This window comes from Hydrogenophaga sp. FW305-3-2-15-A-LB1, from assembly GCF_058787875.1.
On the sequence record NZ_JBYTAE010000005.1, the window covers coordinates 16,921 to 38,145 of the forward strand.

Below are 21,225 nucleotides of genomic sequence, written 5' to 3' on the forward strand. Positions count from 1 at the left end.
GCCCGATCCGCGCGACATGATCCACCCGACACCCACTTTTCACGGGCACACCACCATGACGACAGCGACCCATCCCGACCTCGCCAGCCTTCGCGAACGGCTCAACGCCTACCTGAACGAAGAGCTGATCCCCTTCGAAAAATCGGCCGGCATCGCCTACGAGGACAAGCTCTCGAGAGACTTCGCCAAGACCATCTGGAAGCGCTCGCGCGAACTCGGATTTTATGGGCTGCAGTTGCCGCCGGAGCTGGGCGGCCTGGGTCTGAGCGTGCGCGATCTGGCCATCCTCAAGGCCGACGTGGCGGCCTCGGGCGCCGTGCTCTTCCCTCACGTCCTGGGTGACTGGGGCGGCCCCTCGCGCATCGGCAACCTCTTGAAGTACGCCTCGCCCTACCAGCTGGAGCACTACATGCTGCCGGTGGCGCGCGGCGAAAAAGGCGCCTGTTTCGCGATGACGGAAACCCAGTCCGGCTCCGACGCCGCCAGCATCCAGACCCGCGCCGTGCGCGACGGCGACGACTACATCATCACGGGGCACAAGCACTACATCACCGCGTCCGCGTTCGCCGACTTCGCCGTGGTGATGTGCGTGACCGACCCGGACGCCGGCGCCCAGGGCATCTCGGCCATCCTGGTCGACCTCGACGCACCCGGTGTCTCGCTCACCTACGACTACCTGCCGATGACGGGCCAGCATGTCGATGCCGACATCCATTTCGACAACGTGCGGGTGCCGCGCGCCAACCTGATCGGTGAAGAAGGTGGCGGCTTCAAGATCGCGATGGCGCGCGTCAACGTCAACCGTCTGCTGCACTGCCCCAACATGATCGGCCTGGCGCGCCTGTGCCTGCGCCTCTCGCTCGAATACGCCCAGCAGCGCCGCCAGTTCGGCGGCCCCATCAGCCGCTTCCAGGCCATCCAGCACATGCTCGCCGACATGGCGACCGGGCTGTACGCCTGCGAAGGCATGGTGCTGGCCGCGGCGCAGAAAGCCGACGAAGGCGGCGACGTGCGCATGGAGGGCGCGATGTGCAAGCTCTTCGTGTCGGAGAAGTGTTTCGAGATCGCCGACAAGGCGGTGCAGATCCACGGCAACGTGGGCGTCACCAAGAACCACCCGGTGGAGTTCGCGTTTCGCCGGTTGCGGCTGTACCGCATCCTCACCGGCACCAGCGAGATCCAGCGCAACACCATCGCGAAAGCGATCCTGGCATGAACACCGCTGTCCCTCCCACCTGCCTGACGGGCCAGGTCGTGCTCGACCTCGGCCAGCTCCACCCGGGCCCTCACACCGCCATGTTGCTGCAGCAACTGGGCGCCACCGTCATCAAGGTCGAGCGCCCGCAGGGCGGCGATTCGGGCCGCGCGCTGGGTGCCGACACCTTCGCCAAGTACAACCGGGGCAAGCTCTCCATCGCGCTGGACCTGAAAAATGCGGATGACCAGGCCGTGCTCAAGGGCCTGGCGCGGCGCAGCCAGGCCTTGATCGAAGGGTTTCGCCCCGGCGTGATGGACCGCCTGGGCGTGGGCTATGAGGCCTTGCGCGAGGTGAACCCGGCCCTGGTGCTGTGCTCGATCTCGGGCTTCGGCCAGACCGGCCCCTATGCGCAGCGCGCGGGGCACGACCTGAACTACCTGGCGCTGGCCGGCTACTGGGCCGTGCCCTCGCAGGTGGACGACCACACCGGGCGGCCCAACGTGCGCCTGTCGGACTACTGCGGTTCGATGTACGCGGCCTTGTCGCTGGTGGTGGCCATGATGACGGCGCGCCTGAGCGGCCAGGGCCAGCACCTGGACGTGTCGCTGCACGACGCCATGACCGCCTGGACCATCCCAGGCATCGACAGCATGGTGCGCAAAACCGGCAAGGACATCGAGAAGATGGGCCATGTGATGCCCGACAACGACCTCTTCGCCACCGCGGACGGCCGCTTCATCGCGCTCGGCATCCTGGAGGAGAAGTTCTGGGACAACCTGCGCGACGCCCTAGCGCCGGACTGCCCTGCCCTGGGCGCCGCGGACTTTGCCTCGAGGCCCGACAGGCTTCGCCACAAACGCCGACTCAACGGCCTGTTGAAAGCGCTCTTCGCCACGAAGACCCTGGGGCAGTGGGCGGAACAGTTCGGCACCCGCGACATCCCCTGGTCACCGGTGCTGGCATACGACGAGCTGCTGGACGATCCGCACGTCGTGGCGCGCGGCGTGTCGCGCCCCTGCGACGATGGCGGCAGCCGCGTCGTGGACTTCCCTGTGAAATTCTCCGGCGGCATTGCGCCGCACAGCGGCCCGGCACCGGTGCTCGACGGCCACAGAGATCAGGTGCTGCGCTGGCTGGCAACGGGAGACCTCGCCGAGCTCGCCCCTTGAGGCCCGGCCTACTGGTTCGCCTGCAGCATCGCCGCCATCTTCTGGTGGATCAGGTTGATGGCCTTGAGCGGGCGGATCATCACCTTGAAATCGGTGATGCGGCCCTCGTCGTTCCAGCGGATCATGTCCACGCCGTTGACGGTGATGCCGTCGATCTCGACCTGGAACTCCAGCACCGCGTCGCGCGGCCCGACGACCTCGCGCACGTAGCGGAACGAGGCATTGAAGAAAACCTGGAACGCCGCCGCGAGGTACTGCGTCGTCACCGCCTTGCCGGCCTGCGGCGTGTGCACGACCGGCGAATGGAACACCACCTCATCGGCCAGCAGCTCGCGCAGGCCTCTGGCGTTGCGGGTCTGCACCAGGTTGTGCCATGTGTCGAGGACGGGGTGGGTCATGGGTCGTCTCCTGTGCGGGTGAGGTGGGAGGGGTGAACGACAGCGTAACCCGGTTCAGGCCAGCAAGGCCGGCAGGCACGCCGCCGCCGTCTCCCGCAGACAGGTCTCGGCCACCACGTCCAGCGGGGTCGGCTCGGGGTTGACGGTGACCACCCGCGCGCCGCTCTGGTGGGCCGTGAAGGCCAGGCCCGCCGCCGGGTAGACCTCGCCGGAGGTGCCCACGACCAGCATCAGGTCGCAGTGGCGGGCGGCGTGTTCGGCGGCTTCGAGCGCATCGGCCGGCAGGTTTTCACCGAACCAGACCACGGCCGGGCGCCGCAGGTTGCCGCACACCGGGCAGCGCGGCGGATGGCCGGCCTCGATGGCGTCGGGCTGGCAGCAGGCGCGCGGCGCATCGAGCCAGCGGTCTTCGGCGATGCCGCCGTGCAGGGCCAGGGCGTCGGTGTTCCCGGCGCGCTGGTGCAGTCCGTCCACGTTCTGGGTGATCAGGGTCAGGCGCCCCGGGTGCTGCCGCGCGAAAGCCGCCAGCGCCGCGTGGCCCGCGTTGGGCAACACGGCGCGGATCATCTCGCGGCGGTGCGCGTACCAGTCCCACACGCGCTGCGGGTGGGTCCGGAAGGCCGACTCGGTGGCGAGTTCCTGCGGATCGAAATGCGCCCACAGGCCGGTCTGCGCGTCGCGGAAGGTGGGCACACCAGATTCGGCGCTCATGCCCGCGCCCGTAAGCACGGCGATGTGGCGCGCGTCCCGAACCCAGCCGCGCACCGCGTCCGTGTCACCCATGGTGTTCAGCTGCGCTGGCGCAGGGCTTCGTAGAGGCACACGCCGCTGGCCACCGAGACGTTCAGGCTCTCGACGGCGCCGGCCATGGGGATGCTCACCAGCTCGTCGCAGGTCTTGCGCGTGAGCTGGCGCATGCCCGCGCCTTCGGCGCCGAGCACGAGCGCCACCGGGCCCTTGAGGTCCACCTGGTAGAGCGTCTTGGGTGCGTCGTCGCTGGTGCCGATGACCCAGATGTTGCGTTCCTTGAGCTCACCCAGCGTGCGCGCGAGGTTGGTGACCATGAAGTACGGCATGGTCTCGGCAGCGCCGCTGGCCACCTTGGCCACGGTGGCGTTGATGCCGGCCGCGTGGTCCTTGGGCGCGATCACGGCGTGCGCGCCGGCCCCGTCGGCCACGCGAAGGCAGGCACCCAGGTTGTGCGGGTCGGTGATGCCGTCGAGCACCAGCAGCAGCGGCGGGATGCCGGTGGGCTCGAGCTGTTCGAGCAGGTCGTCGAGCGAACGCACCTGCGCCACGGCTTCCACACGCGCGGCCACGCCCTGGTGCCCATGGCTGCCGGCCAGCTTGGCGATGCGCAGGCCGTCGGCCTCGATCAGCCGGGCGTTGGCTTCGCGCGCCTTGTCCAGGAACTGGCGCATGCGCGCGTCGCGCCGGGTCGGCTCGTAGTAGATCTCGATGATGGATTGCGGCGCGGTTTTCAGGCGCACACCCACGGCGTGAAAGCCGAACAGCACTTTGGGGGAAGACATCCGGGGATTATCGACGCTGGCCGTCCTCAGGCGGTTTGCGCCAGCTCGCCCAGCAGGCGCAGCGCCGCATCGAAACGGGGATCGCCGGGGTGGCCGACGTTGAGCCGCAGGTGGTGCGTGAAGCGCCGGTCGGCCGAAAACAGCACGCCCGGCGCGGTGCTGATGTTGCGTTCTCGCGCGCGGTGGTGCAGCGCGAGCGCGTCCACCGTGGGCGGCAGCTCCAGCCAGAGGAAGTAGCCGCCCAGCGGGCGCGTGACGCGCGTGCCGGCCGGGAAGTGGCGCTCCACCAGGCGCAGCGCATGCTGCTGCTGGCCCGCGAGCGCCTCGCGCAAGCGGCGCAGGTGGCGGTCGTAGCCGCCCTGCGCGAGGTAGTCCACCAGCGCGAGCTGGGGCGGGATGGCGGTGGCCAGCGAGCTCGACATCTTCAGTCGCTCCACCGCCCCGGCGTAGCGCCCGGCCGCGGCCCAGCCCACGCGGTAGCCCGGCGCGAGGCACTTGGAAAACGACGAGCAATGCAGCACACCGCCTTCGCGGTCGAAGGCCTTGGCCGGCGGCGGGCGGCGCGCCCCGGCGTGCAGCTCGCCGTACACGTCGTCCTCGATCAGCGGCACGCGGTGGCGCGCCAGCAGGGCCACCAGCGCCTGCTTGCGCTCGGGGGGCATCAGCGCGCCCAGCGGATTCTGGAAGCTGGGCATGAACCAGCATGCCGCCACCGACTGGCGCTCCAGCAGCGCGGCCAGGGCGTCCAGGTCCACGCCTTCGCGCGGATCGGTGGCGACCTCCACCGCCTTGAGGTGCAGGCGCTCGAGCGCCTGCAGCGCGGCGTAGAAGGTGGGTGACTCCACCACCACCACGTCGCCGGGCTGGGTCACCGCCTGCAGGCACAGGTTGAGCGCTTCCATGGCGCCATTGGTGATGACCAGTTCGTCCTCGGCCAGCGGCACGCCGTGCAGCGCGTAGCGCCGCCGCACCGCCTGGCGCAGGCCCACGTCGCCCGCGGTCAGCGCGCCGGTGATGCGGGCCGCCGGCAGCCGGCGCATGGCGCGCGCGCCGCTGCGCGCCAGCGCGTCGAAGGGGAACAGGTGCGGCGCCGGAAAGGCCGAGCCCAGCGGCACCACGTCGGCGTCGCGCGTGGAGCCCAGCAGCTCGAACACCAGTTCGCTGATGGCCACCGGCGTGGCCTCGCCACTGGGCCGTGCGGCCTGCGGTGCGGAGCGCGCGGGGCGGCGCGTCGCGCGCACGAAGAAGCCCGACCGGGCCCGCGCCTCCACCAGCCCCTGCGACTCCAGCTGCCCATAGGCCTGGAACACGGTGGACGGGCTCACGCCGCGCTGCTCGCAGGTCTGGCGCACCGAGGGCAGGCGCTCGCCGGGGCGCAGCAGGCCGGCGCGGATGCCATCGGCGATTTCTTCGGCCAGTTGCTGGTAGCGGGTGAGGCGGGCGCCACTCATCGGATCGGCATCGTGAAGGGGGTCGGCCGATCTTAGCGGCCGCATCGTCGGGTCTGTCACAGCCAGCGCGCCAGCAGCGCGATCACCAGCGCGGTGCACACGCCGTTCAGGCCCATCGCCAGCGCGGCGAAGGCCACGCTGCCGGGGTGCGTCTGCAGGGCGCGCGCGGTGCCGATGGCATGCGCCACCAGGCCCAGCGCGAAGCTGCGCGTGGTCGCATCGTCCAGCCGCAGCAACCGCAGCACCGGGCCCGCGAACAGGGTGCCCAACACGCCGGTGGCCACCACGGCCAGGGCCGCGACCGCGGGCAGACCGCCGGCCCGCTCCGCCGCCTGCATGGCGATCGGCATGGTCGCGGCCTTGGGGGCGATCGACAGCGCAAAAGGCATCGGCGAGCCCAGGCCCAGGGCCAGCAGCAGCGTGCCCAGCACCGAGGCCAGGCACCCGACCAGCAGGGCGCCCAGCAGCGGCAGCGCCATGCGCCGCAACAGCGCAGCCTGACGGTACAGCGGCACGGCCAGCGCGATGATGGCCGGCCCGGTGAGCCAGCGCAGCAGGCGGGTGCCCTCGGCGTAAACGGGGTAGCCCGTGCCCGCCAGCGCCAGCGCGCCCAGCACCAGGGCCGTGCCAGTGAGCACCGGCAGACACAGCAGGTGGTGGCCGCTGCGCCGGTACAGCCACAGCGCCGCCGCGTAGGCCGCGAGCGTCACCAGCGTCCAGAGCACGGCCGCGCTCACGGTTGCCGCCGGCGCATCAGCCGGTGCAGGGTCCAGCCGGTGACAGCAAGGGTGAACGCCGTCACCAGCGTGGCCGCCAGCGCGAACAGCGCCGCGTGCTGCCACAGCAGGTGGCCGTACAGCCCGACGGCCGCGACCGAGGGGATCAGGAACAGCATCAGGTGGCGCAGCAGCGGCGCGGTGACCTCGTCCAGGCCGCGCGGCACGCCACCGCGCAACGCCAGCAGGCCCAGCAGCATCAGCAAGCCCAGCAACGAACCGGGCAAGGGCCAACCCAGCAAGGCCACCAGGGCGTCGCCCAGCCACTGCAAGCCGGCCAGCAGCGCAGCGGCGGCCACCCACCCAGCCACGCGCCTGGCGCGCGGCCCAAGATCATCAGGGAATGGGAACATCATCGGGCCAGTATCGCCCGGTGCGCCGCATCTGCCACGGCTCAGATGCGGCGCAATGCAAGCGGATCAGAACAGATCAGCAGGCGCTTCTGATCTGGTATTTTTTCAATAAAACTGCATCTTGCGAATCAGATGAGCCTGAGCCACGATGGCGGCATGTCCCTGGAACCCACGAAACCACCACCGGCCCCACCCGGCCTCGACGCGCTGCGCGAGGTGGTGGACAGCGGCCTGCTGCGCTGCGGCGTGCCCGCCCACCTGGGCGGTGCGGGCGACGGGCTGGCCGCGCTGGCGGCCGGCGCGGCCGAACTGGCGCGGCACGACCCGGCCGCGGCCTGGCTGCTGTGGGCCCAGCGCCTGGCCATCGAGGCGCTGCTCCAGTCACCCAACGTCGCCCTGCGCGAGCACTGGCTGGCCGACTTCCTGAGCGGCGAGCGGGCGGCCACCGTGGCCCCTTCGTTCGACGCGCTGTACGCGCACGACACCGGCCGGGGCTGGCTGCTGCGCGGTGAACTCCAACCGGTGCCCAACCTGCAGTGGGCCGGCTTCTCCCTGATCGCGCCGGTGCGCCTGAACGGCCCGGTGGACCACTGGGTGCTGCTGCGCAGCGAGGAAGACGGCCTGTCGGTCGTGCCCGATACTGGCGCAAACTGGCCCGGGAAAGCCCTCGCCGGCACGCTGCGCCTCGAACACGTGTTCTTCCGCGAAGACGAATGGCTGTTCGGCCCCGACCTGCCCCAGCGCCTGGCCCCCGTGGCGGCGGCGCTGGCCCCGGGCCTGCCCTGCCCGACCGACTGGAACCGAACCGCCCTGTCCACGCTCTCACCCTCAACGTTCCCCACGACATGACCCTGTTCTCCCGCTTGACCTTGCCACCGCACTGGCGCCCCTCCCTGCTGCTCGCCCTGGCCTGCGTGGGGCTCCCGGCCGCCGCGCAGCCACCCACCTTCGAAGACACCATGGCCCAGCGCATGGTGGCCTGCACCGCCTGCCACGGCAACCAGGGCCGCGCCGCGCCCGATGGCTACTACCCGCGCCTGGCGGGCAAGCCGGCGGGCTACCTCTACAACCAGTTGCTGCATTTCCGCGATGGCCGGCGCACCTACCGCCTCATGACACAGATGGTGGACCCGCTGAGCGACGCCTACCTGCTGGAGATCGCCGAGCACTTCGCCGCCATGGACGTGCCCTACCCCGCGCCGGCCAAGGCGGAAGCCACGCCGCAGGAACTGCAGCGCGGTGAACAGCTGGCCCTGCATGGCGATGCCGCGCGCCGCCTGCCCGCCTGCGTCGCCTGCCACGGTGCGGCCCTCACCGGCGTGCAGCCCGCCACGCCCGGCCTGCTGGGGCTACCGCGCGACTACCTCAACGCGCAGCTCGGCGCCTGGCGCACCGGCCAGCGCAAGGCCCACGCGCCCGACTGCATGGCCGACATCGCCCAGCGCCTGGACATCCGCGACATCGCGGCCGTGAGCGCCTGGCTCTCCACCCAGCGCCTGCCGGCGAACACCCACGCCGTGGCGCCCGGTGCTGCGCCCCTGCCCCTGCAATGCGGCAGTGCCATGCCGCCCAAGGGAGGCCGCCCATGAGCCGCATCGCCTTGCGCGCGTTCGCCGTGCTGCTGCTGATCGGCGTGGCCGTGGTGGCCTGGCTCGCCTGGCCTGCGCAGCCCATCGCCGTGCCGCCCGCCACCGTGGCCGCCGACCTGCGCGATCCGAACACCATCGAGCGGGGTCGCTACCTCTCGGTGCTGGGCAACTGCCAGGCCTGCCACACCCCCCGCGGCGGCGAGCCGTTCGCCGGCGGTTATGCCCTGCCCACGCCGTTCGGCACCGTGTACGGCAGCAACCTCACCCCCAGCGAGAGTGGCCTGGGCCCCTGGAGCGCCGACGACTTCTGGCGCGCCATGCACCACGGCCAGGGCCCGGACGGCCGCTGGCTCAACCCGGCCTTCCCGTACAACAACACCACCCAGGTCACGCGCGAAGACAGCGACGCGCTCTACGCCTACTTCCGCAGCCTGCCCCCGGTGGACGCGCCGGTGCCGCCGCACGACATCCGCTGGCCCTACAACACGCAGCTCGCGCTCAAGGCCTGGCGCACGCTGTACTTCAAGGCCGGCCCCGAGGAGCCGCCGACCTCGGCCGCGCGCGCACCCGAGATGCTGCGCGGCGCCTACCTCGTCAACGGCCTGGGCCATTGCAGCGCCTGCCATGTGCCGCGCGATGCGCTGGGCGGCCAGGGCGACATGCTCGGTCTCTCCGGCGGGCTGATCCCCATGCAACGCTGGTACGCCCCCTCGCTGCTCGATCCGGCGGAGGCCGGGTTGCAGGACTGGTCCGTCGACGAGATCGTCGCCCTGTTCAAGGACGGCCGCGCCCGCGACGCGCTGGTCTCCGGCCCCATGGCCGAGGTGGTGCAGCACAGCACACAGCATTGGGCACCGGCCGATCTGCGGGCCATGGCCAGCTACCTCCAGCAGTTGCCCAAGCCGCCCGCGTCGCGCAGCGAGAAGCCGCCCGCCGCCGACAGCCGCGCGCTCAGCGTGGGTGGCAAGCGCTACGAGCAGCATTGCGCCCAATGCCACGGCAACCAGGGCGAAGGCATCACCAGCCAGGGCACCACGGCCTACCCGGCCCTGGCCGGCAACCGCGCGGTGACCATGGCCTCCCCCGCCAACCTGGTGCAGATCGTCCTCAACGGCGGCTTCGGCCCGGCCACCGAGGGTCATCCGCGCCCCTTCGGCATGCCCCCGTTCGTGCTGCAGCTCAACGACCAGGAACTGGCCGACGTACTGACCTATGTGCGCACCCAATGGGGCAACCAGGCACCGCCGGTCAGCGCGCTGGACGTGCAGCAGCTCAGGGGACCGCTTGGCCGCTGAACCCCTCCATGTCGTCAGCCTGTGCGCCCAGTGGTGCGGCACCTGCCGCGACTGGAAACCGGTGATCGACGAGACGGCCAGCAGCCTCCCGCACCTGCGCTGGCGCTGGCTGGACATCGAAGACGAGGCCACGCTGCTCGGCGACCTCGACGTGGAAACCCTGCCCACGGTCCTGGTGGGCCGGGCCGATCGGGTGCTGTTCTTCGGGCCGGTGCTGCCCCGGGTGGAGCTGCTGACGCGCCTGCTGGAAACCCTGAGTGAGCCGGAACACCCGGCCGCACAGGTCGACGACGAAGTCGCCGAACTCTGGCAGCGGCTGCGCCCGGCCTCCCCCTGAAGGCGCCTCAGGCCGCTTCGGCCTCGGCGGCCACCTGGCCGGCTTCGATGGTGATGCGACGCTCGCAGCGCTGGGCGATGGCGCGGTCGTGCGTCACGAGCACCAGCGTGGTGCCCTGCTCGCGGTTGAGCTCGAACATGAGTTCCATGATCCGGGCGCCGGTGGCGAAATCCAGGCTGCCGGTGGGCTCGTCGGCCAGCAGCACCGAGGGCTGCACCACGAAGGCGCGCGCCAGGGCCACGCGCTGCTGTTCACCGCCCGAGAGCACCTTGGGGTAGCTCGACAGGCGCTCGCCCAGGCCCACCCGCTGCAGCATCTGGGTGGCGGTGGCACGCGCATCGCGCTGGCCGGCCAGTTCCAGCGGCAGCATCACGTTCTCCAGCGCGGTGAGGTTGCCCAGCAGCTGGAAGCTCTGGAACACGAAACCGACCTTCTGCGCGCGCAGCGCGGCACGCTGGTCTTCGTCCAGGGCGAACAAATCGACGCCGTCGATGTGAACTGTGCCGCTGCTGGGCGTGTCCAAACCCGCAACGATCGACAGCAGCGTGCTCTTGCCCGACCCGGACGCGCCCACGATGGCGGCGGTTTCCCCCTTGTTCAGGGTGAAATCGATATCGCGCAGAATCGTCAGGGAGCCGGTGGAGTCGGTCACGGACTTGAACACATGCTGGACCGCAATCATCACATCGGACATGGAAGGACTTCTCAAGTTGAAACGCCGTCACTTTAACGTGCTGGCCAGCGCGCTGTGCGCCCTGGCCGCCGCGGGGTCTTCTGGCTTCACCCATGCTCAGGCCACCGCTTCCGCCGATCCGCTCATCCTCGTGGTGGGAGATTCGCTCAGCGCCGAATACGGCCTCAAGCGCGGTACCGGCTGGGTGGCCCTGCTGGATGAGCGTCTGAAACAGGAAAAAGTTCGCGCCCGTGTGGTCAACGCCAGCATCAGCGGCGACACCACCTCGGGCGGGCGCTCGCGCATCGCCCCCCTGCTCAAGCAGCACCAGCCCGCCCTGGTGGTGATCGAACTGGGCGGCAACGACGCCTTGCGCGGCCTGCCGCTGAACATGACGCGCGAAAACATCGCGACCATGGCCCGCCTCTCGCGCGAGGCCGGTGCCAAGGTGCTGCTGCTGGGCATGGAGATGCCGCCCAATTACGGCGCGAAGTACGGGCAGGAATTCCGGGAGGTGTTCACCACCGTCGCCAAGGCCGAAAAGACCGCGCTCGTGCCCTTCTTCCTCAAGGGCGTGGCCGACACCAAAGACCCCACCGCGCTGTTCCAGGCCGACCGCATCCACCCCAACGAATCCGCCCAGGCCACGATGCGCGACAACGTCTGGCCCGAACTGCGCAAGCTGCTCGCCGCCCGATAATCGGGCATGCCCGTCCACATCCTGAGCGCCGCCGAGGCGATGGCCCGCCTCGCCGATTTCGACACCCTCATCGACGCGCGCACCGAAGACGAGTACGCGCTCGACCACGTGCCCGGCGCGGTGAACTGGCCCACGCTGAACAACCAGCAGCGCATCGACATCGGCACGATGTACAAGCAGGTCAACCCCTTCGAGGCCAAGAAGCGCGGCGCGGCGCTGTCGGCGCGCAACATCGCGGCCCACATCGAACGCGAGGTGATCGACAAGCCCAAGGGCTGGAAGCCGCTGGCCTACTGCTGGCGCGGCGGCAACCGCAGCGGCGCGCTCGCAACCATCCTGGGCGCGATCGGCTTTCGCGTGACGTTGATCGAAGGCGGCTACAAGGCCTGGCGCGCCGCGCTGGTGGAAGCGCTGCCTGTCCTAGCCCAGGGCCTGTCGTACCGCGTGGTCTGCGGCCCCACCGGCAGCGGCAAGACGCGCCTGCTGCATGCCCTGGCCGCCCAGGGCGCTCAGGTGCTCGACCTCGAGGCCCTGGCCAGCCACCGCAGCTCGGTGCTGGGCCACATCCCCGGCCAGCCGCAACCCAGCCAGAAGCGCTTCGACTCCCTGGTCTGGGCGGCCCTGCGGGGCTTCGACCCGGGCCGGGTGGTGTACGTCGAGAGCGAGAGCAAAAAGGTGGGCAATGTGCGCGTGAACGAAGCGCTGATCGACGCCATGCGCGCCAGCCCCTGCATCGACCTGCGCCTGGGCGACGAGGAGCGGGTGGCCCTGCTGCTGGAGGACTACGACTTCTTCGTGAAGGACCCGGCGGCGTTCTGCGAACGCCTGGAGGCGCTCACGGAACTGCGGGGCAAGCAAGTGGTGTCGGGCTGGACGGGGAAGGTGCGTGCGGGCCACACACCGGAGGTGGTGCTGGAACTGCTCACCGGCCACTACGACCCGATGTACGCCCAGTCGATCGCGCGCAATTTCACGCGGTTTGCGCAGGCCCGGCCGCTGGTGCTGCGGGACCGGTCGCCCGACGCCCTGGCGCAGGCGGCGCGGACGCTGATGGCCGACGAGGCCACAGCCACCCACCCGGCCTGAGCGCCCAAGCGCCGGCCGACGTGGGAACCAGCGGGCTCAGTCGGCCGCGCTGTCGCCGCCCGCCGGTGCGTCACCGGGCGCGTCAGGCGATCCGGCACCCGGCTCTTCGGGCGCATCGGTGTCCTGGTGCTGGCGACCAGCGGCCTTGGCTTTGAGCTTTTCCTCTTTCTTTTTCTTCTTGGCGAGCTCGCGCTGGCGCTTTTCGTATCCGTAATTGGGAGTGGCCAAGTCAGTCTTTCAGGTCGGTGGAAAAGGGGGAGGGTCAGGGGTTCAATGCGGTCAAGGCCTGCGCCAGGTCGGCGCGGAGGTCGTGCACGGATTCCAGGCCCACGGCAAAGCGTACCAGACCGCCCGCGTGGGGCCAGCCCTGGCTGCGGCTGGAGCCGATGTCATAAGGCGCGCACAGGCTGATCGGGCCGGCCCAGCTCCAGCCCAGCTTGAACAGGCGCAGGCTGTCGCAGAACGCGTCGATGCGCGCCTGGGAAATGGAGGCGTCGAACACCGCGCTGAACAGACAGGCCGCGGCGGTCGCATCGCGTTGCCAGGTGGCGTGGCCGGGCGAGCCCGGCAGCGCCGGGTGCAGCACCTGCACCACGCCTGCCTGACCCTGCATCCAGGTGGCGAGTTCGCGGGTGCAGGCGTCCTGGGCGTGATAGCGCAGCGCCATGCTGGACAGGCCGCGCAAGACCAATTCGGCGTCGTTCACGCCAATGTTCAACCCCAGGCGCATGTGCGTGAGCAAGACCTGGCGGTGCAGCGCCAGATCGCGCGTGACGACCGAGCCCATGAGCACGTCGGCACCGCCGCTGGGGTACTTGGTGAGGGCCTGCACCGAGATGTCCACGCCCAGATCAAACGGCGCGAAGGCGATGCCGGCGCCCCAGGTGTTGTCGAGCGCGGTGACGACGGGGCGCTGGTCGGCGCCGCGCTGGGCGTTGACCTCGCGCACCCGGGCCACCAGGGCCGGCAGATCGGGAAACTCCAGCGTGACCGAACCGGGCGCCTCCAGCCAGACCAGGCGCGTGGCCGGGCCGATCTTGCGCGCGAGATCGGCCGGGTCCATGGCATCGAAATAGCGGTGCGTGATGCCCCAGGCCGCGAGCTCGACCGAGGCAAAGGACTTGCCCGGTCCGTAGGCGTTGTCGGGAATCAGCACCTCATCGCCCTGGCGCAGCAGGGCCATGTCCACCAGCGACACCGCCGCCAGGCCGCTGGGCGCGAGCACGCAATGCAGACCACCTTCGATGGTGGCGATGCGCTCTTCCAGCGTGAAGGTGGTCGGCGTGCCGTGCAGGCCGTAGGTGTAGCCGCTCTTGTCTTTCCAGTCGGTCGTGCGCAGGGCCTCGACGTTGGGAAAGAACACGGTGGACGCCTTGTACACCCCCGGGGCCACCCCCTCGAAGCCCTCGGGGGGTTTGTAGGGGTGGTGGATCAGGCGGGTGGACAGGTCGTCACTCATGAATGTGTGGCCGCCGGGCCGCCCCAAGGCAACACGCACCCCCTCGGGGGGCAGCGACCCGCGCAGCGGCGGAGCGTGGGGGCCATGGGATTAAAGCTTCCACTTTTCGAGGAGTTGCGCGGGACGCAGGCTGTCGTAGCCTTCGAAAGGCTGGTGGATCCACGGATTCGTGGGCAGGAACTCCACCGAGTAGTCGGCCGTGAAGGTCGAGAGCTGCTTGGTCCAGATCACGGCGCTGCGCATCTCGGTGATCGGCTTGTAGTTGTTCTTGAGCAGGTCGATGACCGCCTTGAGCGTGTGGCCCGAGTCGGCGAGGTCGTCCACCAGCAGCACCTTGCCCGCGATCTCGCCCTTGGGCGTGGTGATGTAGCGCGCGATGTCCAGGTTACCCTGCTCGGTGCCGGCGGCGGCGCGGTAGGAGCTGGTGGACATGATTGCCAGCGGCTTGTCGAAGATGCGCGAGAGGATGTCGCCCGGTCGCATGCCGCCCCGTGCCAGGCACAGGATGGTGTCGAACTCCCAGCCCGACTGGTAGACCTTGAGCGCGAGCTTCTCGATCAGGTTGTGGTACTCGTCGTAGGAGACGTAGAGGTGTTTGCCGTCTTCGGTCAGCATGCGGGCTCCGGATGGGGATGTCGATGGGAATTTTGCACGAAGGGCCGCACCCGGCCCCCGGTGGTTTCACCCATGGTAGGGGTTGTGCACCAGGATGGTGTGGTCGCGGTCCGGGCTGGTGGAGACGATGTGGATCGGCACCCCGGTGGTCTGCGCGATGCGCGTGAGGTAGCGCTGGGCGTTGACCGGCAGGTCTTCATACCGCGTGGCTCCCACCGACGATTCGCTCCATCCGGGCAGCGTTTCGTAGATGGGCTTGCAGCGCGCGATGTCTTCCGCGCTCATCGGCAGGATGTCGATGACCTGGCCATCCAGCTCGTAGCCGGTGCACAGCTGAAGCTCCTTGAGCCCGTCCAGCACGTCGAGCTTGGTGATGCACAGGCCCGAGAGGCCATTGACCTGGGCCGAGCGCTTGAGCAGCGCGGCATCGAACCAGCCACAGCGGCGGCTGCGGCCCGTGGTCACGCCCTTCTCGGCCCCCACGGTGGCCATGTGCCAGCCGGGCGTGCCTTCCTTTTCCCATTCCAGTTCGGTGGGGAACGGGCCACCGCCCACACGGGTGCAGTACGCCTTGGTGATGCCCAGCACGTAGTGCAACAGGCCCGGACCCACGCCCGAACCGGCGGCGGCGTTGCCGGCCACGCAGTTGCTGGAGGTGACGAAGGGATAGGTGCCGTGGTCGATGTCGAGCAGCGTGCCTTGCGCGCCTTCGAACAGCAGGTTGGCACCGGCCTGATGCGCCTCGTTGAGTTCACGCGAGACGTCGGCGATCATGGGCTTGAGCAGTTCGGCCTGCTGCATGGCCTCGGTGTACACCGCGTCGAACTGGATCGCGCCGTCCTTCATGTACGAGGCGATCTTGTCGTCCCAGGCCATGTCGGCGGAATGCAGGTAGGTGGTGAGCACGTGGTTGTGCAGGTCCAGCAACTCGCGCAGCTTGGCCGCGAAACGATCGGGGTACTTCAGGTCCTGCACGCGCAACGCACGGCGCGCGATCTTGTCTTCGTAGGCCGGCCCGATGCCACGGCCGGTGGTGCCGATCTTCTCGGTGCCGGCCTTCACCTTGGCGGCCTCGCGCGCGATGTCGATGGCGGCGTGGAACGGCAGGATCAGCGGACAGCCTTCGCTCACGCGCAGGCGCGAGCGCACCTCGACACCGGCTTTCTCCAGGCCGGCGATTTCCTCGAACAGCTTGCCCACCGAGAGCACCACGCCGTTGCCGATGTAGCACTTCACACCGGCGCGCATGATGCCGCTGGGGATCAGGTGCAGCGCCGTCTTCACGCCGTTGATGACCAGCGTATGGCCCGCGTTGTGCCCGCCCTGGAAGCGCACCACGCCTGTGGCGGTCTCGGTCAGCCAGTCAACCAGCTTGCCCTTGCCTTCGTCACCCCACTGGGTGCCCACCACCACGACGTTGCGCCCGGGGGTCACGGCGCTGCTGCTGTTCTTCATTTGCTGGTTTCCGTTTGAAGGGTTTGTACTGTCCAGGCGCCGCGGCGGGCCGCATCGGGCACCAGTTCGCGGTCGCAGTGAAATTCATCGACCTGGTGGTCGTGGCCTGGCAAGGCACACACCACGGTGTGGCCCTGCGCGCGCAGTTCGGCAATGGCCTGGCGCAGGCCGGCGTCCATGCCCCAGGGTGCGCGGATGGCCGCCACCAGAGGACGCGGCGCCACCGCCGCCACCAGTTCCTTGAGGTCCAGGCTGAAGCCCACCGCGGGGCGGTTGCGGCCGAACACGGCGCCCACCTCGTCGTAGCGGCCGCCCCGTGCCAGTTCGAGCGTCTGCCCTGCCCGGCCTTCCGGCGTGTGGGCAAAGAGCGCGAAACGCATGCCGGTGTAGTAGGCGTAACCGCGGAGGTCGGCCAGGTCGATCGACACGTCCATGCCCTGCGCGTGCGAGGCCAGCCAGCGCAGGCTGTCCAGCGCGGCGTGCAGGGCCGCAGATGGTTGCAGGATGCGCTGCGCCTCGTCGAGCACCGCCACACCACCGAACAGGCGCGGCAGCGCAACCAGATCGCGGCGCACGGCGGCCGGCAGGTCGCGCGCGAGCACCTCGAGTTCGGCCACGTCCTTGGCGTTGAGCGCGGCGTGGATGCGGGCTTCCTGCGCGGCGGTGAGCGACACCGGTGCGAGCACGGCATCGATCACGCGCACGTCGGCCATGTCCAGTTGCAGGCCTTTCACGCCAGCATTTCGCAGGCAGGCCTGCGCGAGTTCGATGATCTCCAGGTCGGCCTCCTGGCCGGCGTGGCCGTAGATCTCGGCCCCGAACTGCAGCGGCTCACGGCTGGCCAGCGGGCGGTCGATGCGGGTGTGCACCACCGGGCCGCAGTAGCTCAGGCGGGCCACGCCCTGGCGGTTGAGCAGGTGGGCGTCGATGCGGGCGACCTGCGGCGTGCTGTCCGCGCGCAAACCCAGGGTGCGGCCGGAGAGCTGATCGACCAGCTTGAAGGTCTGCAGACCGAGGGCTTCACCGGTGCCGGTGAGCAAGGACTCCAGGTGCTCCAGCAGCGGCGGCATGACCAGCTCGTAGCCGTAGCCCCGGGCCGTGTCCAACAAGCCCCTGCGAAGTTCTTCGATGTGACGGGCCTCGGAAGGCAGGACATCGGCAATGTGATCCGGGAGGACCCAGGCAGACATGGATATTTTCAGGCGCTGTTAAAAACGTGATTCTACCGGCCCCCCGGGAGCTACTCCGGCGGGTATCGCTCAGCGCGGGGAGGCGCTGAAAAAGAAGCGCGGGGTCAGGTCAGCGACCACCAGAGCAGCACGCCGCTGCCCAGGCAGATCAGGCCGAAGAAGCGCAACTGCCCGTCGCGCAGGCTCAGCATGTCGGTGAAGACGCGGCGCCACAGCTTGGGCGCCAGCAGGGGCAGCAGCCCCTCGAAGATCAGCACCAGGGCCAGCGCCGGCCAGATCGCGTCGGACATGTCGTGCCCCGGCCTGTCAGCGCTCTAGGCTCATCGAGCCGGCGCCACGTTGCTGCTGCGCATGCCCTTGAAGAAGTCGGACGAAGGGTCGACCACCAGCACATCGGACTTGCTGGCGAAGCTCGACTTGTACGCTTCCAGGCTGCGGTAGAACTGGGCGAATGCCGGATCGCGGCCGAAGGCATCGGAGAACGAGGCCGCGGCCTTGGCGTCGCCCGCGCCCTTGATCGCCTGCGCGTCGCGGTAGGCCTCGGAGACGATCACTTCGCGCTGGCGGTCGGCATCGGCGCGGATCTTCTCACCCTCGGCAAAGCCGGTGGAGCGCAGCTCGTTCGCAACACGCTTGCGTTCGGCTTCCATGCGCTGGTAGACCGAGGCGGTGATGCTCTCGGCGTAATCGACGCGCGTGATGCGCACGTCGACCACGTCCATGCCCCAGGGTTTGTCGGCGCCGCGCACGGCCGCCAGCACTTCACGCTTGACGTCGGCCATGAGCTGCTCGCGCCGGGTCGACAGCAGTTCGTTCACCGTGCGCTTGTTGACTTCCTGCTGGAAGGAGTTGCGCACCACGCGGTTGAGCTGCAGCGCGCCGGCGCGCTCGTTCACGCCGACGTTGCGGATGTACTCCTGCGGCTCGCTGATGCGCCAACGCACATACCAGTCGATCACCACACGCTGCTTCTCGGCGGTGAGCGTCGGCTCGGTGTCGGTGCTCTCCAGGGTGAGCAGGCGCTTGTCGATGTAGGACACGTTCTGGAACGGCGGCGGCAGCTTGAAGTTCAGGCCAGGTTCGGTGACGACCTGCTTGATCTGACCCAGCTGGAAGACCACGCCGAACTGGCGCTGGTCCACCACGAACAGCATGGAACTGGCGATCGCCAGAACCACGATGAAGGATGTGATGATGAAACCGAGTTTGTTCATGTTGTTTCTCTGGTCGCTGGCGCTGTTCAGCGGCTCTCGCGCTCGCGCGAACGCGCGGCGTTGTCCGTGCTGCGGCTGGTGGGCACCGGGATCGTGCTCTGCGTGGGCGCGCTGGGCTGGGTGCTGCTGCTGGGCGTGGACGCGGGCTGTCCCGTCATCTGCATGATCTTGTCCAGCGGCAGGTACAGCAGGTTGGAGCCCGACTTGGAATCCACCAGCACCTTGGTCACGTTGCTGTAGATCTCCTGCATGGCGTCGGTGTACATGCGTTCGCGGGTCACCTGCGGCGCCTTCTGGTACTCGGTCAACACCGCGCGGAAGCGCTGCGAATCACCCTCGGCCTGCGCCACGATGCGGGCGCGGTAGCCTTCGGCCTCTTCGGTCAGGCGCGAGGCCGCACCACGGGCACGCGGCACCACGTCGTTCGCGTAGGCCTGGGCCTCGTTCTTGGCGCGTTCGCGCTCCTGGCCGGCCTTGAGCACGTCGTCGAACGATGCCTGCACCTGCTCGGGCGGGCGCACCCCGCCCTGCTGCAGGTTGATGCCCACGACCTCGATGCCGACCTTGTAGCGGTCGAGAATGCTCTGCATCAGCGTGCGCACGCGCGGGGCGATCTGATCGCGCTCTTCGGCGAGCGCGGCATCCATCTTCATCTTGCCGACCACCTCACGCACCGCGGTTTCCGCGACCTTCACGACGGCGGCGTCAGGGTCCCGGCTCTCGAACAGGAAGGCGCGGGCGTCGTTCAGGCGGTACTGCACCGCGAACTTGATCTCCACGATGTTCTCGTCTTCGGTGAGCATGGCCGATTCGCGCAGGCCGGTGGCGGGCACGACGTTGTCGCGACCCACGTCCACCGAGCGGATCTGCGTGACGAACACGGTTTCGTGGCGCTGGATCGGGTACGGCAGGCGCCAGTTGAAGCCGGCGCCCACGGAGCTGTGGTACTTGCCGAACTGGGTGATCACGGCCTGCTGACCTTCTTGCACGATGAAGAAGCCCGTGCCCATCCAGATGAGCAAGGCCACGCCGGCGATGAGGCCGAAGCCGATGCCGGTGGCCTTGGGGTTCGGGTTGAAGCCCTGCATGCCGCCGTTGCCGCCGGAACCATTGCCACCCCCCTGATTACCGCCCCGGCCCTTGTTGCCGAGCAAGCCACCGAGCTTGCGGTTGAAATCGCGCCAGAGTTCGTCCAGGTCCGGCGGGCCCTGGTTCGGGCCTTGGCCGCGCGGGGGTTGGCGCTGCGGGTTGCGATCCTCGTCGCGGCCCGGGTCCTGCCCACCGTCGTTGCGGGGCTCGTCGTCACCCCGGCCCCAACGGGGGTCGTTCAGATTGAACATGCCCCACAGCCCTTGCCAACCACGGCGGCGGACAGGGCGGGTCGCTCGATCAGCGCCGCGGGCAGGGGTTTGCAGATTCACATCCATGGGTTGCCAACTCTTTTGTCGATTCAAAACCATCACATTGTGCCCAATCAGGACACGGGTTCGCCGATTTCCGGGAGCGCCCCGGGAAGCAAGGGGTCAGACCCCGGCTTTTGCGCGATCACGTGTGCCGCCAACAAGGCCCGCAACTCGGGCAGGCCCACGCCGGTGCGCGCACTGACGAAGATTCGAGGGACCGACTGGCCTTCCAGTTCCATCGCATCGCTCAAAACATTCGGCACCGTGGCTGGGTCCATCGCATCGAGCTTGTTGAACAGCAGGATCTGAGGCACCTGATCGGCACCGATGTCCTTGAGCACGCCGAGCACCGAGGCGATCTGCTCAGGGTGGGACGGGTTGGAGGCATCGACGACGTGCAGCAGCAGGTCGGCGTCGGCGGCCTCCTGCAGCGTGGCGGCAAAGGCGTCGACCAGGCCGTGCGGCAGGTCGCGGATGAAACCCACGGTGTCCGAGAGCGAGACCGAGCGCCCTGCTTCGCCGAGGTAGAGCTGGCGCGTGGTGGTGTCCAGCGTGGCGAAGAGCTGGTCGGCCGCGTAGGCGCGCGCCTTGACCAGACCGTTGAACAGCGAGGACTTGCCGGCGTTGGTGTAACCCACGAGCGAGATCGAGAAGGTGTCGCGGCGCTCGCGCTGACGGCGCTGCGTGGAGCGCTGCTTCTTCACCTTTTCGAGCCGCTCCTTGGTGCGCTTGATGGCCTCGCCGATCATGCGGCGGTCCAGTTCGATCTGCGTTTCACCCGGGCCACCGCGCATACCGATGCCCCCGCTTTGCCGCTCCAGGTGCGACCAGCGCCGCACCAGGCGCGTCGACAGGTGCTGCAGTCGAGCCAGTTCGACCTGCAGCTTGCCTTCGTGGCTGCGCGCCCGCTGGGCAAAGATTTCCAGAATCAACAGGGTGCGGTCATTGACCGGCAGACCCAGGTGGCGCTCCAGGTTGCGCTGCTGCGCCGGGCTGAGCGACTGGTCGAACAGCACCTCGGAAGCACCGGTGGACTGCGCCAGCATCTTGATCTCGTCGGCCTTGCCCGAGCCCACGAACAAGGCAGGATCGGGTGCGCGGCGCTTGCAGCTGACGCGCTCGGCCACGGTGTACCCCGCGGTCTGGGCCAGCAGGCCCAGCTCCTCGAGGCCAGCGTCGAAATGAGGCACACCAAAGTCCACCCCAACCAGGATGACGGAGGGCGTGGAGGATGGGGTGGAAGCGGGTGAATTCAAGTCGGTAGAGCGACAACGCGCACGGCGTTGCGGGCCCGGCAGGTCGGCTGCACGGGCCGGATGCGATTCAGGCGCT

24 protein-coding genes are annotated in these 21,225 nt (G+C 69.2%); 8 read left to right on the forward strand and 16 right to left on the reverse strand.

The annotated features are described in order from the left end of the window. The first annotated feature begins 55 nt into the window (after positions 1-55). Positions 56-1,216, forward strand: coding sequence for an acyl-CoA dehydrogenase family protein (locus AC3WPZ_RS02330; protein ID WP_492437913.1), 1,161 nt, complete (start codon positions 56-58; stop codon positions 1,214-1,216). Next, on the forward strand, positions 1,213-2,367 hold the full coding sequence (locus AC3WPZ_RS02335; RefSeq protein ID WP_492437915.1) for a CaiB/BaiF CoA transferase family protein: 1,155 nt from the start codon (positions 1,213-1,215) through the stop codon (positions 2,365-2,367). The genes AC3WPZ_RS02330 and AC3WPZ_RS02335 overlap by 4 nt, the downstream gene beginning before the upstream one ends. A gap of 8 nt (positions 2,368-2,375) precedes the next feature. Here the strand turns inward: AC3WPZ_RS02335 and AC3WPZ_RS02340 are convergent, their stop codons facing one another. From AC3WPZ_RS02340 to AC3WPZ_RS02365, 6 genes are read right to left on the reverse strand one after another with little or no spacing between them, the layout of a single operon-like run. Further along, positions 2,376-2,765, reverse strand: a complete 390-nt coding sequence (locus tag AC3WPZ_RS02340; protein ID WP_382324457.1) for a nuclear transport factor 2 family protein — start codon at positions 2,763-2,765, stop codon at positions 2,376-2,378. Between the two features lie 54 nt (positions 2,766-2,819). Then, complete coding sequence (locus tag AC3WPZ_RS02345) at positions 2,820-3,548, reverse strand: SIR2 family NAD-dependent protein deacylase (protein WP_492437917.1); 729 nt, start codon at positions 3,546-3,548, stop codon at positions 2,820-2,822. A gap of 5 nt (positions 3,549-3,553) precedes the next feature. Next, complete coding sequence (gene rlmB / locus AC3WPZ_RS02350; RefSeq protein WP_291113339.1) at positions 3,554-4,297, reverse strand: 23S rRNA (guanosine(2251)-2'-O)-methyltransferase RlmB; 744 nt, start codon at positions 4,295-4,297, stop codon at positions 3,554-3,556. A gap of 26 nt (positions 4,298-4,323) precedes the next feature. Then, positions 4,324-5,748, reverse strand: a complete 1,425-nt coding sequence (locus AC3WPZ_RS02355) for an aminotransferase-like domain-containing protein (RefSeq protein WP_444686429.1) — start codon at positions 5,746-5,748, stop codon at positions 4,324-4,326. 56 nt (positions 5,749-5,804) lie between these two features. Then, positions 5,805-6,485, reverse strand: a complete 681-nt coding sequence (locus AC3WPZ_RS02360; RefSeq protein WP_492437919.1) for an LrgB family protein — start codon at positions 6,483-6,485, stop codon at positions 5,805-5,807. Further along, complete coding sequence (locus AC3WPZ_RS02365) at positions 6,482-6,823, reverse strand: CidA/LrgA family protein (RefSeq protein WP_492437921.1); 342 nt, start codon at positions 6,821-6,823, stop codon at positions 6,482-6,484. Before AC3WPZ_RS02365 ends, AC3WPZ_RS02360 begins: the two co-directional genes overlap by 4 nt. A 210-nt stretch (positions 6,824-7,033) precedes the next feature. Between AC3WPZ_RS02365 and AC3WPZ_RS02370 the strand changes: the two genes are divergently transcribed. The 4 genes from AC3WPZ_RS02370 to AC3WPZ_RS02385 are packed head-to-tail and all read left to right on the forward strand — an operon-like array spanning position 7,034 to position 10,098. Then, complete coding sequence (locus AC3WPZ_RS02370; RefSeq protein WP_492437923.1) at positions 7,034-7,726, forward strand: acyl-CoA dehydrogenase family protein; 693 nt, start codon at positions 7,034-7,036, stop codon at positions 7,724-7,726. Next, on the forward strand, positions 7,723-8,466 hold the full coding sequence (locus AC3WPZ_RS02375) for a c-type cytochrome (protein WP_382324451.1): 744 nt from the start codon (positions 7,723-7,725) through the stop codon (positions 8,464-8,466). Before AC3WPZ_RS02370 ends, AC3WPZ_RS02375 begins: the two co-directional genes overlap by 4 nt. Next, positions 8,463-9,761, forward strand: a complete 1,299-nt coding sequence (locus AC3WPZ_RS02380; protein WP_291113330.1) for a c-type cytochrome — start codon at positions 8,463-8,465, stop codon at positions 9,759-9,761. Before AC3WPZ_RS02375 ends, AC3WPZ_RS02380 begins: the two co-directional genes overlap by 4 nt. Continuing rightward, positions 9,751-10,098, forward strand: coding sequence for a thioredoxin family protein (locus AC3WPZ_RS02385; RefSeq protein ID WP_492437925.1), 348 nt, complete (start codon positions 9,751-9,753; stop codon positions 10,096-10,098). Before AC3WPZ_RS02380 ends, AC3WPZ_RS02385 begins: the two co-directional genes overlap by 11 nt. A gap of 7 nt (positions 10,099-10,105) precedes the next feature. Here AC3WPZ_RS02385 and AC3WPZ_RS02390 read toward each other — a convergent pair whose 3' ends face one another. Further along, entirely contained in the window at positions 10,106-10,792 is a 687-nt protein-coding gene (locus AC3WPZ_RS02390; RefSeq protein WP_291113326.1) for an ABC transporter ATP-binding protein, read from the reverse strand. Here AC3WPZ_RS02390 and AC3WPZ_RS02395 point away from each other — a divergent pair. Both AC3WPZ_RS02395 and mnmH read left to right on the forward strand, forming a co-directional pair. Then, positions 10,791-11,471 (forward strand): arylesterase, encoded by a 681-nt coding sequence (locus tag AC3WPZ_RS02395; RefSeq protein ID WP_492437927.1) that lies wholly within the window; start codon positions 10,791-10,793, stop codon positions 11,469-11,471. The two genes, AC3WPZ_RS02390 and AC3WPZ_RS02395, sit on opposite strands and share 2 nt — an antisense overlap. 6 nt (positions 11,472-11,477) lie before the next feature. Next, on the forward strand, positions 11,478-12,557 hold the full coding sequence (mnmH, locus tag AC3WPZ_RS02400; protein WP_382324444.1) for a tRNA 2-selenouridine(34) synthase MnmH: 1,080 nt from the start codon (positions 11,478-11,480) through the stop codon (positions 12,555-12,557). A gap of 36 nt (positions 12,558-12,593) precedes the next feature. On the opposite strand, the gene AC3WPZ_RS02405 is transcribed toward mnmH, so the two are convergent. The 9 genes from AC3WPZ_RS02405 to hflX form a co-directional block, all read right to left on the reverse strand. Next, the gene (locus AC3WPZ_RS02405; protein ID WP_382158405.1) at positions 12,594-12,785 is read right to left on the reverse strand and encodes a hypothetical protein; all 192 of its coding nucleotides are present in this window, start codon (positions 12,783-12,785) and stop codon (positions 12,594-12,596) included. Between the two features lie 34 nt (positions 12,786-12,819). Continuing rightward, positions 12,820-14,016 (reverse strand): PLP-dependent transferase, encoded by a 1,197-nt coding sequence (locus tag AC3WPZ_RS02410; RefSeq protein WP_492437929.1) that lies wholly within the window; start codon positions 14,014-14,016, stop codon positions 12,820-12,822. A 90-nt stretch (positions 14,017-14,106) separates the two neighbouring features. Further along, on the reverse strand, positions 14,107-14,631 hold the full coding sequence (locus tag AC3WPZ_RS02415) for a phosphoribosyltransferase (protein WP_291113316.1): 525 nt from the start codon (positions 14,629-14,631) through the stop codon (positions 14,107-14,109). 66 nt (positions 14,632-14,697) lie between these two features. Next, complete coding sequence (locus AC3WPZ_RS02420) at positions 14,698-16,086, reverse strand: adenylosuccinate synthase (RefSeq protein WP_382158409.1); 1,389 nt, start codon at positions 16,084-16,086, stop codon at positions 14,698-14,700. After that, positions 16,083-17,276: an ATP phosphoribosyltransferase regulatory subunit gene (locus AC3WPZ_RS02425; RefSeq protein WP_382158411.1), complete on the reverse strand. Its 1,194-nt coding sequence runs from the start codon at positions 17,274-17,276 to the stop codon at positions 16,083-16,085. The genes AC3WPZ_RS02420 and AC3WPZ_RS02425 overlap by 4 nt, the downstream gene beginning before the upstream one ends. A 104-nt stretch (positions 17,277-17,380) precedes the next feature. Next, positions 17,381-17,566 carry a DUF2065 domain-containing protein gene (locus AC3WPZ_RS02430; RefSeq protein ID WP_382158413.1) on the reverse strand — a complete coding sequence of 62 codons (186 nt, stop codon included), beginning with the start codon at positions 17,564-17,566 and terminating at the stop codon, positions 17,381-17,383. Between the two features lie 30 nt (positions 17,567-17,596). Further along, entirely contained in the window at positions 17,597-18,490 is an 894-nt protein-coding gene (hflC, locus tag AC3WPZ_RS02435; RefSeq protein ID WP_291113308.1) for a protease modulator HflC, read from the reverse strand. Positions 18,491-18,516: 26 nt separating this feature from the next. Continuing rightward, positions 18,517-19,830 (reverse strand): FtsH protease activity modulator HflK, encoded by a 1,314-nt coding sequence (gene hflK, locus AC3WPZ_RS02440; RefSeq protein WP_492437932.1) that lies wholly within the window; start codon positions 19,828-19,830, stop codon positions 18,517-18,519. A 134-nt stretch (positions 19,831-19,964) separates the two neighbouring features. Then, positions 19,965-21,149: a GTPase HflX gene (gene hflX, locus AC3WPZ_RS02445; RefSeq protein ID WP_492437934.1), complete on the reverse strand. Its 1,185-nt coding sequence runs from the start codon at positions 21,147-21,149 to the stop codon at positions 19,965-19,967. Positions 21,150-21,225: the final 76 nt, after the last annotated feature.